Below are 13,091 nucleotides of genomic sequence, written 5' to 3'. Positions count from 1 at the left end.
TTCGTGTCCACCGCGCGTTTCGCCGCGGCCGTCGATCCGGCGGCGATCGGATGTCGACATCCGGCCGGTGTCCTGGTGCGGACATCCGAGCGAACGGAGCACCATGACCGAGCAAGACTCGATCGGCGTCGACCGGCGTCACGTACTCGGCCTCGGCGCCGCCGCCGGCGCCACCGCCGTGCTGGGTGGCGTCCTGACCACCGGCGAGCCGGCGCAGGCCGGCGGACCCGGCCCGTTGTGCGCCCCGGCCGGCCTCAAGGGCCGGGCGCTGCTGCCCGGCCGGCCCGGCTATGACGCGGCGGTCGCCGGCTTCAACCTGGTCCAGACCCCGGCCCCCGGCCTGGTCATCGCGGCGGAGAACGCCCGCGACGTGCAACTCGCGGTGCGGCTGGCCGCCCAGCGGCGGGCGCCGATCGCGGTGCTCGCCACCGGCCACCAGCCGTCGGTGCCGATCGGCCGCGACGCGATCCTGGTCAGCACGAAGAACATGCGTGAGGTCACCGTCGACGCCCGGCGGCGCACCGCACGCGTCGAGGCGGGCGCACTGTGGACCCACGTTCTCGACCGGTCCCTGCCCCAGGGACTGACCGGGCTCAACGGCTCCACCCCGACCGTCGGCGTGGTGGGCTACACCCTCGGCGGCGGGCTCAGTCCCACTCTCGGCCGCCGGTACGGGTACGCCGCCGACCACGTGCGCAGCATCGACCTGGTGACTGCGGACGGCCGGCTGCGCACCGTCACCGGCGCGAACGACCCCGAGCTGTTCTTCGGTGTCCGCGGTGGAAAGAGCAACTTCGGCCTGGTCACCGGGATCGAGTTCGACCTGTTCCCGGTCTCGACGTTCTACGGCGGCGCGATCATCTTCGACGGCAAGGACGCGCAGCGGCTGTTGCACGCCTACCGGCGCTGGGTGCGGACCGTGCCGGAGGCCATGTCGTCGTCGGTGGCGCTGATGAACATCCCGGACGATCCGTCCTCACCGCCGCCACTGCGCGGCAAGGCGATCGTCAGCCTGCGCATCTGCTGGACCGGCCGGCAGGACACCGGTGAGGCACTGGTCCGGCCGCTGCGGGCGATCGCCACACCGCTGCTGGACATGGTCACGCAGCAGCCGTACTCGGCCTTCCCCGCGATCCACAGCGACCCGGCGGGACCGGTGCCGGCGTACGAGCGGACCGCGCTGCTCTCCGAGCTCACCGGGGACGCGGTGGAGGCACTGGTCGCTGCCGCGGGACCGGGTGCGCCGTACCCGATCACGATGGTCGAGGTCCGCCACCTCGGCGGGGCGCTGGCCCGGCAGCCGCGTCATGCCAGTGCCGTCGCCCACCGCGACGCCGGGTTCACGTTGTTCGGCGCCGGTGTGACCGGCCCGGCCGAGGTGCCCGCGTTGCGTGCGGCGCTGGACCGGGTGGTCCGGCTGATGCGGCCGTGGAGCACCGGTGGCAGTTATCTCAACTTCATGAGCGTCGACGAGGCCTCCACCCGGGCGGTCTCGCACGCCTACCCGGATCACGTCTACCGCCGGCTGCGCAGACTCAAGCGCCGGGTCGACCCGTACAACCTGTTCCGTCTGAACCACAACATCCCGCCCGCCTGACCGGCCACCGTCACGGCCCGGCCGACCTGCCCCACCGGCCGGGCCGTGACGGTTTCTCACGGAGGACCCGATGGCACGCAAGGCGAAGGTGGCCGTGCTGTACGGCGGGTGCGGCCAGGAGCACGACATCTCCCGAGCCTCGGCTGCCGCGGTCCTTCGGCATCTGGACCGCGACCGGTTCGACCCGGTGGGGATCTACGTGACCAGGACCGGGCAGTGGCTGGTCGACGGTCAGCCGCTGCCCGGAACCGTCGACTGCGCGCTCGGCGGGCTGACGCACGCGCAGAACGTGCTGCGCAGCTGCGACGTCGCGTTCCCGGTGATGCACGGCCGCTGCGGCGGGGACGGCACCGTACAGGCTCTGCTGGAGCTGATCGGTGTGCCGTACGTCGGCAGCGGTGTGCTGTCGACCGCCGCCGCCCTGGACAAGGAGGTGACCCGCCGGCTGCTGGCGGCCGCCGGGCTGACCGTCACCGACACCGTCGTGCTCGGCGAGCGCGACCACCTGTCCGAGGCCGACCGCGACCGGCTGGGTCTGCCGTCGTTCGTCAAACCGGCCCGCGGTGGCTGCGGTATCGGTGTCTCGCGTGTGACCTGCTGGCCGGATCTGTCGCCGGCGGTCGCGCTGGCGCGGGCCGGCGACGTCAAGGTGCTGGTGGAACCCGAGGTGACCGGTCGCGAGATCGGCGTCGCCGTTCTCGCCCACCCCGACGGCCGGGTGGTGGCGGGCCCGCCGTTGGAGATCGTCCTGCCGCAGCGCCGTGCGTTCTTCGACCATCTGGCCCGCTACGGCGACCGCGACACCGTCCTGCGGGTACCGGCGCGCCTGGATCCCACCCTGGACGAGCTGCTGCGGGCGCAGGCGGTGCACGCGTACCGGGCGCTGGACTGCCGGGGACAGGCCTGCGTCGACTTCTTCGCCGACGAGGACACGGCGCCGGTACTGCACGGGGTGAGCACCGTACCGGACCTGACCGCCAGGTCACCGGTGCCACGGATCTGGGCAGCCACCGGTCTGTCCTTCACCGGACTGCTGACCGTGCTGCTGGACACCGCGCTGCGCCGGTGACCGCGCCGGGAGTCGTCGCGCCCATCGCCGATCCCGATCGGCCCCAGCGGCAACGGCGTACGGCGTCGCCGCCGCATCCCCCGATCCTGAATACGTTCAAATCTGAAAGGAACCGATGATGTCTCGCAAACTCATCCGTGGCGGTCACGTCCTGTCGATGGACCCCGGCGTCGGTGACCACATCGGCGGTGACGTCCTGATCCAGGACGGACGCATCGCCGCGGTCGGCACCGGCATCAGCGCCCCCGACGCCGAACTCGTCGACGCCACCGGCATGGTCGTCATGCCCGGCCTGATCGACACCCACCGGCACACCTGGCAGGGCGCCTTCAGCCAGGTCGCCGCGGACTGGACGCTCAACCAGTACTTCACCGGCGTGATCGGCCGGCTGTCGCCGATGTTCACGCCGCAGGACGTCCGCGACGGCACACACTTCGGCGCCGTCGAGGCCCTCGACAGCGGGGTGACCACCCTCTTCGACTGGGCACACATCATGAACACCCCCGAGCACGCCGACGCCGCCGTGGACGCGCTGCGCGCCTCCGGCATCCGCGCCGTGTTCGGGCACAGCATCCCCACCCACGATCCGGCCTGGTACGTCGGCAGCGACCTGCGCCACCCCGACGACGCACGCCGGGTGGCGACCCGGTACTTCAACTCCACCGACCAGCTGCTGACTCTGGCCCTGGCGATCCGCGGTCCGGAGATGGCGACCATCGCAGCCACGGCCGACGACCTGGCACTCGCCCGTGACCTCGGCGTCCGCGCGTCGATGCACGTCGGCATCGGCCTGCTCGGCGGCCAGCGGGCGATCACCCAGCTCAACGACCACGGCCTGCTCGGCCCCGACCTGATCTTCCTGCACGCCAACACCTCCACCGACGACGAGCTGAAGATGCTGGCCGCCAGCGGCGCGCACGCCTCCGTGTCGGCGCGGGTCGAGATGATGATGGGTCACGGCTTCCCGGCCACCGGCAGGCTGCTGGAAGCCGGTATCCGCCCGGCCCTGTCGGTGGACGTCGTCGCGGGCGTGCCCAGCAACATGTTCGACGAGATGCGTGCCGTGCTGGAGGCCGAACGCCTGCGCCAGTACGACCGTCAGCTGACCGCCGGCAGCGCGCCGGAGACGGTCCCGCTGACCACGCGGGAGGCCATCGAGTTCGCCACCATCGACGGCGCCCGCACGCTGGGCCTCGACGACCGCATCGGTTCGCTGACTCCCGGCAAGCGCGCCGACGTGATCTGCGTCGACGTGGCGCGATCACCGCTGCGGCTGGCCCAGCCGACCGAGGCCGCCGTGACGTTCGCCGACGCCCGCGACGTGCACACCGTTCTGGTCGAGGGCGAGTTCCGCAAACGCGGCGGGGAGCTGGTCGGTGTCGACGCACGCGGCGTGCGCGACGCGGCCCGCTCGTCGCGGGACCGGCTGCTGGCAGCCGTCACCGGCCTCTCCACCGTCGTGTGACATCGCCGATCGCGATCGGACCGAGAGGAAGTTCCGGCAGCCGACGGCCTGATCCGCCACGAGGCTTGCCTCACCGACTCTCGAACTAGGAGCTTTCCGTGTCCAGTACCACCAAGGTCCGCACCGCATCACCGGTGCGGACCGTCCGCGGCGGCGGATTCTGGCCGATCGCCTACGCCTTCGCGGTGATGATGGCGTTCTCGGCCGCCCCGACCCCGCTCTACGTCCTCTACCAGCGGCGCGACGGGTTCGGCTCGTTCACCGTGACGGTCGTCTTCGCGGCGTACGCCGTCGGTGTCGCGGTGAGTGTCTTCACCGCCGGGCACGTCTCGGACTGGCTCGGCCGGCGCCGGGTCATGCGGTGGGCGTTGCTGATCGCGATGGCCTCCGGTGGGCTGTTCCTGCTGCCCGGGCTGGCGGGCCTGCTGGCCGGCCGGTTCCTCTCCGGCCTCGGCGTCGGGCTGCTGACCGCCACCGCCACCGCGTACCTGATGGAACTGCACCTGGCACAGCGGCCGGACGCGAGCCGGCGCCGGGCGGACGTGGTCGCCACCGCCGCGAACATCGGCGGCATCGGCCTCGGGCCGCTGGTGGCGGGCCTGCTCGCCGAATACGCCCCGCGCCCGCTCGTCGTGCCGTACCTGGTGTTCGAGGTGCTGCTCGCGCTGGCGGTGGCGGGCACCTTCGCCGCCCGCGAGACCGTCCAGCGCCGTGACGTGCGCTGGCGTCCGCAGCGGGTCTCGGTGCCCGCCGCGGACCGCGGCCGGTACGCCGCCGCGTGTCTGACCGCGTTCGCCGCGTTCGCCATCTTCGGCCTGTTCACCTCGCTGGCGCCGGGCTTTCTCGTCGGCGTCCTCGACCAGCGCTCGCACGCCGTCGCCGGACTCGTGGCGTTCTCGGTCTTCGCCGCCGGCGTGGCGGGCAACCTGATGCTGGCCGGGTTCGCCCTGCGGGTCCAGCTGCGTATCGCCGTCCCGGTCCTGATCGTCGGCCTGGCCGTCCTGATCGCCGGCATCTGGGCGCCGAGTTTCGCGGTTTTCCTGGCCGGCGGCCTGCTCACCGGCGCCGGCGCCGGCGCCGCCTTCAAGGCCTCGGTCACCACCGCCGCGATCCTGGCCGAACCCGCCGCCCGCGGTGAGGCTCTCGCCGGGCTGTTCCTGGTCGGCTACCTCGGCCTTGCACTGCCCGTTCTCGGCCTCGGGCTCGCCGCTCAGCACCTGGATACCCGTACCTCGGTGCTGGTCTTCGCCACCAGCCTGGTGGTCCTGCTGGCAGCCGCGGCACGGCCGCTGTTCCGCCCGGCTCGCACCCCCTGATCCACCCTTTTAACCCAACCTGGAGTAGAGCACATGACAATCGATGCCACTGATTTGGCGAAACTCACCGCCGAGGTCGTCGGCCCGGTGCTGATCCCCGGCGACGAGCGGTACGCCGCGGAGGTCGCCACCTGGAACCTCTCGCTGTCCCACCAGCCGGTGGTCGCCGTCGGTGCCACCTGCGTCAGCGACGTCCAGGCCGCGATCCGCTTCGCGTCGGCGCACGCCCTGCCGGTCGCTGTCGTCGCCACCGGCCACGGCGCCTTCGTGTCCGCCGACGGCGCGGTCCTGATCAACGTACGGCGGATGGACGCCGTCACCGTCGACGCGGCCGCCCGCACCGCCACCGTGGGCGCCGCCGTGGAGATGCAGAGCCTGATCCACGCTGCGGCCGAGGAGGGCCTCGCCCCGCTGGCGGGCTCGTCACCGAACGTCGGCGTCGTGGGCTTCGTTCTCGGCGGCGGCTTGAGCCCGATGCTGGGCCGGCTGCACGGCTACGCGGCCGACCACGTCGTCTCCGCCGAGGTCGTCACACCCGACGGCGAACTGCGTACGATCGACGCGGTCACCGAACCCGACCTGTTCTGGGCGATCCGCGGCGGCAAGGGCAACTTCGGCGTCGTGACCGCGTTGACCATCAACCTGTTCCCGGTCACCGAGATCTACGGCGGTGGCCTGTTCTTCACCGGCGAACACGCCGCCGCCGTCCTCGACGCGTACCGGCACCTGGTCGCCGGCGCCCCGGACGAGCTCACCGCCTCGATCGCCTTCCTGCGGCTGCCGCCGCTGCCGTTCGTGCCGGAGCCGCTGCGGGGCCGCTTCACCGTGCACGTGCGGATCGCCTACGCCGGCTCGACGCAGGAGGGGGAGCGCCTGGTAGCGCCCCTGCGCGCGGCCGCTCCGGCGCTCATCGACGCGGTCGGCCCGATGCCGTTCACCACGGTCGCGGCGATCCATGCCGACCCGGTGGACCCGATGCCCGCCTACGAGACGTCGGCCGAACTCGCCGACTTCCCGGCGGAGGCGGCCGCCGCACTGCTCGCCGCCGCCGGACCGGACGTCACGCTGCCGGTCCTGATGGTCGAGATTCGTCAGCTCGGTGGCGCGCTCGCCCGCGAGCCACGGGTCCCCAGCGCCGTCGAACACCGCAACGCCGGGTTCAACCTGTTCGTGGCCACCGTCGCCGAACCGGGCATGAAGGATGCGGTACGGATGCCGCTGCAGACCGTGACGCACGCGCTCGGCCCGTGGACCACCGGACACAAGCTGATCAACTTCCTGACCGGCTACGACGTCACGCCGGAGGCGGTCGCCGCGGCCTACCCGCTGGCCACGTTCGAGCGTCTGCAGCAGGTCAAGGCGGCCTACGACCCGGCGAACATGTTCCGGATCAACCACAACATCGCACCCGGCCACTGAGGCCGATCGTCACACCGTGCCGCCGGCCGATCGGCCGGCGGCACGCAGAATGCTGGCCAGCAGCGCCGCCGTGGCCGCCGACGGCTGCCGGTCGGTGGGCAGCGCCACGGCCACCGGCAGGTCGAGGTCGCGCCGGTCGACGTCGATCACGCGGATGCCGTCCTCCTCGCTGCCGACCCGCGGCAGCAGCGTGACGCCGAGGCCGTTGCGCACCAGTCCCAGCGCGGTGTCCTGGTCGGCGGCCTCGAACGGCACATCGCGCACGATGCCCGCGGCGGCGAACGCCCGGTCGGTCATCGTCCGGTTGCCCCAACCGCGCGGGAAGTCGATGAAGGTCTCGTCGGCGAGGTCCTCCAGGCTCACCGAGGTGGCGTCGGCCAGCCGATGACGCCGGGCGCACACGAAACACAGCGGGATGGACCCGAGCTGGTGCAGGCGGATGCCGTCGGGCCGCTCGACGGTGCACACCAGAGCCAGGTCCAGGTCACCGGCGAGGATGGAACTCAGGTGCCCGGCTGAACCGCGCGGTGTCGTACGCAGCTGGAAGGTCACCAGGGGATGGGTGACGTGGAATCGGCCGAGGACCTGCGGCAGGTCGATCACCATCAGCCCGCGGCCTGCGGGACGGGCGGCGATCGAGGTGAGGGTCCCCATCCGGATCGTTCCCCGCAGACCGCCGCGTACCTGATCGACGGTGTCGCGGGCCCGCCGTTCGGCGCTGAGCAACCCCCGCGCCTCGGGCAACAGGGCCATTCCGGCGTCGGTGAGGGTGATCCCGGCGGCCTCCCGGGAGAAGACCGGCACACCCAGTTCCCGTTCCAGTTTCTGGATCGTGGCGGACACCGCCGACTGGGCGACACGGACACGGCGGGCGCCCTTGGTGAAGCTGCCCTCCTCGGCGACGGCGACGAAATATTCGAGCTGGCGGAGTTCCACCGGCCCACTATCCCGGATCACGATCGACAGCGGGTCGACACCACATCGGTGTCGACCCGCTGTCGATCGTGCAGCCGGTTCAGCGGTCGCGGGCCACCGCGTACCGCGCCCGTGACGCCTGCCGCCGGGCCCGCACCTGATGCAGCCGCGCCGCCCGCGCCGGATGCCGGTGCGGCTGCGCAACCCCGGCGGTCGTCGTGCCCTCCAGGATGCGCCGGTGCAGCTCCCGCAGCCGCGCGCCGGGCTCCACGCCCAGCTCGTCGACCATGCGCCGTCGGGTCTGCTGGTAGTGGGCCAGCGCGTCGGCCTGCCGGCCGCTGTGCTGCAGCGCGGTCATGTACAGCTCGTGCACCCGGTCCCGGAGCGGATGCTCCTTCACCATGGCGGTGAGGTCCGGCAGCACCTCGCGGTGCCGGCCCCGGGACACCTCCACGCTCATCAGGTCCAGGGCGACGGTGCACAGCATCTGCTCGAGACGGATGCGCTGGTTCTCCACGTACGGCCCACCGGCGCCGGCGAGCGGCATGCCGTGGTGCAGCGCCAGAGCGGCTTCCAGGTGCTCGGCCACGGCGGACGGATCCTGCGCCCGGGTGCTCGCCGCCGCCAGCGCGAGGTGGTGGCGCAACTGCGTCAGATCAAGAGCAGACTGTGGTACGGACAGCGCGTATCCGCCGGCGGTGGACCTGATCCTCGCGCCGGATCCCAGCAGCCGTCGCAGCCGCGAGACGTAGGTACGCACGGTGGCGACCGCGGCCGGGGGCTTCTCGGCGCCCCAGAGGGCCGTGGTCAGCTGCTCGATCGTGACCGTCGTACCTTCGTGCAGCAGCAGAATCGCCAGGGTGCTGCGCTGTTGGGGGGAACCCAGCGCGACCTCTGCCGTCCCGCGCCAGGCTCGTACCGGTCCCAGTACCGAGAATCGGAGGGCCTGCGGGTCGGGCATCGCATCGTTGCTCATGGGTGAGGACCGTACGCAAGCCCACCGGTAAGAAGGCTGATCGAAGACTGAACGACAACCCGTCGACCACGAGGTCAACCGGCCTGGCCGGCGGCGAGGCCCGCGAGCATGCGCCGGACCTCGGTGGCCTTCGAGCTGCCCAGGGCTTCCAGGATGGTGATCGCCTTGCCGAGCACCACGCGAGCCGTGCCGGACTGACCGGTCCGGAGCAGAACCGCACCGAGGTCGGCATGGGCCAGGCCCTCCAGGTACTCGTCGCCGAGCTGCCGATAGAGCTCACAGCCCCTGGCGTTCGCGGTGAGCGCCGCCTGCTGGTCGCCGCGGTCGGCGTGAATGCAGGCGAGCGTCTGCCAGGCGGTCGCCTCGGAGTAGCTGCCGCGGCCGGCCAGCCTGTCGACCGCACGCAGGGCGTACGCCAACGCGTCGTCGAGGGCACCCAGCCGCCAGTGGGCGTAGGCGACGAAGTCGGGTCGCACCTGACCCGGATCCTCGGCCTCCACCAGCCGGTACAGGTCGACGACCGCCGACATGGCGGCGCGTTCCTCCTCCGGCCGGTCCTGCCGGAGTCGTTGCTCGCCGACGATCATCCACACCCGAGCCTGTAGTTCGTGCCTGCCGGTGGCCGCGCAGAGCCGCAGGGCCTCCTGCAGGTACTTCTCGCTGGCGTCGGCGTCGGCCAGGTTCTGCGCGCAGTAGATGAAGCCGAGGGTGTAGCAGATGCCCGCCTCGACACCCTGATCACCGAGGCGGCGAGCGGCGTCCAGGGCCTTCAGATAGGTGCTCTCCCAGTCCGGCCAGTGCTCGCGACGCCGCAGGTAGGGGTCCAGGCCCCAGGCCATGTTGACGACGAGGCCGTCGGAGCCGGAGGCCGCGGCCCGGTCGATGACGACCAGCAGGGCAGGTCGTTCGTCGGCCAGCCATGCTTCGGCGTCGCGGCGATCGGTGAATCGTTCGCAACTGACGCCGTCCAGTTCCCGTTCGTGGACCACCGGTGGCGGCGGGAGCGTGTAGAGCAGATGCGCGGCGCCCACCAGGCTGCGCGCGTAGTGCTCGATCAGTCGTCGGCCGGCTGCTCGGCGTGCCGGTTCGGGTTCGTGGTCGCGGAGCAGTTCGGTGCCGTAGGCGCGGACGAGGTCGTGGTGGCGGAAGCGGCCGGGCTGGTGTTCGGTGAGCAGCCCGGCGCGGCACAGTTCACGCAGCAGGACGTCGGTGTGGCCGGGCCGGGTGCCGAGCAGGCTGGCGGCGGCGGCGACGGTGAAGCCGGCGCCGGGGTGCAGGGCGAGCAGCCGGAACAGCCGTGCGGTGTCGGGGCTCAGCAGGTCGTACGACCAGGAGAACACCGCTCGTAGGTCGTGTTCGGCGTCCGCGCGGCTGAACCCGTCCAGGCGTCGCCGTGAGTCGTCCACCTCGTCGGCCAGTCTGCTCAGTCCCTGACCGGGATAGGACGACGCACGTGCGGAGAACAGCGACAGCGCCAGAGGCAGCCCTCCGCACGCGTGGAGAACCCGGGTGACCTCGGTGTAGGCCTGACTCGTTCGTTCCCGGCCGAGCCGGCGGGCGAGCAGTGCCCGGGCCTCGTCCGGTGAGAGCAGGTCCAAGGCGACCGGCAGAGCGTCCTCGCGGACGACGAGTCCGGTCAGCGGGTCACGGCTGGTCACGATGGCGGCGCTGCCGGGCGTGCCGGGCAGCAGCGGGCGGGCGTGGTCGGAGTCGCGGACGTTGTCGAGCACGACGAGCATCCGGCGCCCGGCCAGCATGCTGCGGTAGAGGCCGACCTGCTCGTCGACGCCGGACGGGATGTCGGCGTCGCTGATGCCGAGCGCACCGAGGAATCCCCGCAGCACCTCCTGCGCCGGCACCCGCTTGACCGAGGGATCGAATCCGCGCAGGTTCGCGTAGAGCTGACCGTCGGGAAAAGCGGAAGCAAGCTGATGCGCACTGTGCACGGCGAGGGTGGTCTTGCCGACGCCACCCATCCCACTGATCGCGGCGACCGCGACCGTGGTCGTATCGGCCGAGGCCCTCAAAAACGACGACAGCCGCCGCAACCAGTCCGAACGCCCGGCGAAGGTACGCAGGTCAGCGGGCAGCTGCGCCGGCCGGATCACCGATGCGGACCGGACCGCGACCGCGTCCGGTGGCGGGGCCGGTGCCGGCTCGGCGCGCAGCACCTCGTTGAACGCGGCGATCAGCTCGGCGCCCGGGTCGACACCGAGTTCCTCGGCCAGCAGCCGCCGCACACCGGCGAAGTGGGTCAGCGCCTCGGCCTGACGCCCGGTCGCGGCCAGCACCCGGACCAGCGCCGCCTGCACCGGCTCGTCGAGCGGCGCCGCGGCGGCCACGGTACGCAGCGCGGGCAGGACCCGGTCGCCGGCGAGGACGTGCAACGCCAGCCGGGACGCATGCAACGCGGCCTCGGTACGTTCGTTGCCCACCGCGACGAACATCGGCGCGCTGCGGATCGCCTCGTCGACACCGGCCGCCACGGGTCCCCGCCAGTGGCCGAGAGCATCCACGGTGAGTTCCAGCGCCCGGTGCGGATCCTGTGTGGCCGCGGCCCCGCTCTCGGACCGCAGTCGCCGGAACATCAGCAGGTCGACGTCGGTGTCGGCGACGTCGAGGCGGTAGCCGCCGGCCGACCGTGCCAGCGCCCCGTCGGGAAGCAGTCGCCGCAACTGGCTCACGTACCGCTGCACCACGTTGACCGCGGTCGCCGGCGCTCCGTGCGACCACAGCACGTCGATCATCTCGCTCAGTACCACCGGGCTGCCGGCCCGGACCAGCAGCATCGCCAGCAGCGCACGCTGCTGGGGCGTGCCCAGGTGCAACTCCTCGTCGTCGCGCCAGGCACGCAGCGGACCCAGCACGGCGAAACGTGTAGTGGTGCTGACCGCATCCATCTGTACCCCCGACATCCGACCCATCATCGGGACGTGACTCGGAAAGCACTTGGAGCCGAGGTCGGCGAGGGGACGAAGCTCAGATCACTCGTACCATCGTCGGGTCGGGGCGGTCCGGAACAGATTCGCCGGGTCGTGGGCGGCCTTGATCTCCCTCAGCCGGTCATCGACCGTGTGCGGTCCGATGATCCACGGCGACAGGGTGTCCAGCAGCTCACGCAGGTGTGGCCGGCTCGTTCGACGGTCGAGCCCGGACACCGACAGCCGGAATCGGGCGTCGCGTCCGGCCACCGCGTTCGGCCTGCGGGGACTGCGGCTCAGGGCGCCACCGAGCTGGCGTACCTCGACGGTCTCCGCCGGGAAGTCCCGTCCCGGGCCGGCCGCGGACAGCAGGGCGTCGACGGCCTGATCGGTCAGGTCGCCCAGCAACCGGCTGGTCGCGGCAGCGGGTCCGGGATCACCGTGAACGGAGAAGGCGTCGGTGAACGGCATCTCGGTCAGGTTCTCGAACGTACGGGGAGCAGCGTCGAGCAGTGGCCTCACCAGCTGTTCACCCTGCTGGACGGCGCCGAGCCAGGCGACGCGTACGGCCAGACCGAACCGGCCGCGCAGCGTCGGCGCCACCGACGGCAGGTCCGGCATCCGCAGAAACGCGAAGGAGACGGTGAGGTCCTCGGGCGCCGCGGCGGCGACTTCCCGATACGCGTCGAGCACCGCCCGGCTGTGTTCGGCGGCGTAGCACAGGTCGCCACCGTAGAGATGGGCGTGCGGGTACAACGCGAACTCCAGCGCGGTGATCACACCGAGTTCGCTCCCGCCGCCGCAGAGCGCCCAGAACAGGTCCGGCTCGCCGACCGCGTCGACCCGCCGCAACTCGCCGTCGGCGGACACGAGCTCGACGGCACGCACATGGTCGGCGGCGAACCCGTACCGCCGGCCCAGCACGGGGCTCAGACCACCGCCGGCGGTGTAGCCGACGACGCGAGTCGAGCCCGACGACGCGGCGAGCCCCGTCAGATCGTGGTGCGCCGCGGCCTGCTGCGCCTGTTGCCAGCACACCCCGGCGCCGACGCGGGCGGTCCGGGTCTCCGGGTCGATGTGGATCTCCCGCATCCGACTCGTGTCGATGACCACGCTGCCCGCCGGCGCCCCGGCCCCGGACTCGGCGACGATGACCGGACGACGGTGGTACGCCGCCGACCGGACCGCCGCCTGCACATCGGACGCCGAGGTCACGCCCACCACGGCCACCGTCCGCTGGAGTGCCGCGGTGTCGTCCACGGCGCGAGATCCGTCAACGGTGGTCATGTCAGTCTCCGTCCCACAGGCCAGCGGGGATTTCCTTCCGGTGCGGCCCCAGTGGACCGTCGGAAAACCGACAGCCGATCGACATCACATCAACGACACGCCACCGAGCAGGAGAATCAGGCGCAG

9 protein-coding genes are annotated in these 13,091 nt (G+C 72.0%); 5 read left to right on the top strand and 4 right to left on the bottom strand.

The window, feature by feature from the left end:
• Window positions 1-103 precede the first annotated feature (103 nt).
• The 5 genes from Q0Z83_RS19890 to Q0Z83_RS19870 all read left to right on the top strand — a co-directional run bounded on the left by Q0Z83_RS19890 (window position 104) and on the right by Q0Z83_RS19870 (window position 6,866).
• On the top strand, window positions 104-1,597 hold the full coding sequence (locus tag Q0Z83_RS19890; RefSeq protein ID WP_317795452.1) for an FAD-binding oxidoreductase: 1,494 nt from the start codon (window positions 104-106) through the stop codon (window positions 1,595-1,597).
• A gap of 70 nt (window positions 1,598-1,667) precedes the next feature.
• Window positions 1,668-2,666 (top strand): D-alanine--D-alanine ligase family protein, encoded by a 999-nt coding sequence (locus Q0Z83_RS19885; RefSeq protein ID WP_317795451.1) that lies wholly within the window; start codon window positions 1,668-1,670, stop codon window positions 2,664-2,666.
• A gap of 118 nt (window positions 2,667-2,784) precedes the next feature.
• On the top strand, window positions 2,785-4,131 hold the full coding sequence (locus Q0Z83_RS19880; RefSeq protein WP_317795450.1) for an amidohydrolase family protein: 1,347 nt from the start codon (window positions 2,785-2,787) through the stop codon (window positions 4,129-4,131).
• A 98-nt stretch (window positions 4,132-4,229) separates the two neighbouring features.
• The gene (locus tag Q0Z83_RS19875; RefSeq protein ID WP_317795449.1) at window positions 4,230-5,447 is read left to right on the top strand and encodes an MFS transporter; all 1,218 of its coding nucleotides are present in this window, start codon (window positions 4,230-4,232) and stop codon (window positions 5,445-5,447) included.
• 33 nt (window positions 5,448-5,480) lie between these two features.
• Window positions 5,481-6,866 carry an FAD-binding oxidoreductase gene (locus Q0Z83_RS19870; protein ID WP_317795448.1) on the top strand — a complete coding sequence of 462 codons (1,386 nt, stop codon included), beginning with the start codon at window positions 5,481-5,483 and terminating at the stop codon, window positions 6,864-6,866.
• 9 nt (window positions 6,867-6,875) lie between these two features.
• Here the strand turns inward: Q0Z83_RS19870 and Q0Z83_RS19865 are convergent, their stop codons facing one another.
• From Q0Z83_RS19865 to Q0Z83_RS19850, 4 genes are all read right to left on the bottom strand, one after another.
• Window positions 6,876-7,802 (bottom strand): LysR family transcriptional regulator, encoded by a 927-nt coding sequence (locus Q0Z83_RS19865; protein WP_317795447.1) that lies wholly within the window; start codon window positions 7,800-7,802, stop codon window positions 6,876-6,878.
• Window positions 7,803-7,881: 79 nt separating this feature from the next.
• On the bottom strand, window positions 7,882-8,757 hold the full coding sequence (locus Q0Z83_RS19860; protein ID WP_317795446.1) for an AfsR/SARP family transcriptional regulator: 876 nt from the start codon (window positions 8,755-8,757) through the stop codon (window positions 7,882-7,884).
• Window positions 8,758-8,831: 74 nt separating this feature from the next.
• Window positions 8,832-11,672: an AfsR/SARP family transcriptional regulator gene (locus tag Q0Z83_RS19855; protein ID WP_317795445.1), complete on the bottom strand. Its 2,841-nt coding sequence runs from the start codon at window positions 11,670-11,672 to the stop codon at window positions 8,832-8,834.
• 69 nt (window positions 11,673-11,741) lie between these two features.
• Entirely contained in the window at window positions 11,742-12,965 is a 1,224-nt protein-coding gene (locus tag Q0Z83_RS19850) for an FAD-dependent oxidoreductase (RefSeq protein ID WP_317795444.1), read from the bottom strand.
• Between the last annotated feature and the right edge of the window lie 126 nt (window positions 12,966-13,091).

Source organism: Actinoplanes sichuanensis (assembly GCF_033097365.1).
In the GTDB taxonomy this organism is placed as follows: Bacteria; Actinomycetota; Actinomycetes; order Mycobacteriales; family Micromonosporaceae; genus Actinoplanes; species Actinoplanes sichuanensis.
The sequence above is the reverse complement of the archived record's forward strand: the minus strand, read 5'-3'. Positions and strand labels throughout refer to the sequence as shown.

What these genes read in the sequence shown, in the direction of transcription:
- Q0Z83_RS19860 (WP_317795446.1), bottom strand. Translation starts at nt 8,757, where the DNA reads ATGAGCAACGATGCGATGCCCGACCCGCAGGCCCTCCGATTCTCGGTA.
- Q0Z83_RS19850 (WP_317795444.1), bottom strand. Translation starts at nt 12,965, where the DNA reads ATGACCACCGTTGACGGATCTCGCGCCGTGGACGACACCGCGGCACTC.
- Q0Z83_RS19890 (WP_317795452.1), top strand. Translation starts at nt 104, where the DNA reads ATGACCGAGCAAGACTCGATCGGCGTCGACCGGCGTCACGTACTCGGC.
- Q0Z83_RS19870 (WP_317795448.1), top strand. Translation starts at nt 5,481, where the DNA reads ATGACAATCGATGCCACTGATTTGGCGAAACTCACCGCCGAGGTCGTC.
- Q0Z83_RS19885 (WP_317795451.1), top strand. Translation starts at nt 1,668, where the DNA reads ATGGCACGCAAGGCGAAGGTGGCCGTGCTGTACGGCGGGTGCGGCCAG.
- Q0Z83_RS19855 (WP_317795445.1), bottom strand. Translation starts at nt 11,672, where the DNA reads ATGTCGGGGGTACAGATGGATGCGGTCAGCACCACTACACGTTTCGCC.
- Q0Z83_RS19880 (WP_317795450.1), top strand. Translation starts at nt 2,785, where the DNA reads ATGTCTCGCAAACTCATCCGTGGCGGTCACGTCCTGTCGATGGACCCC.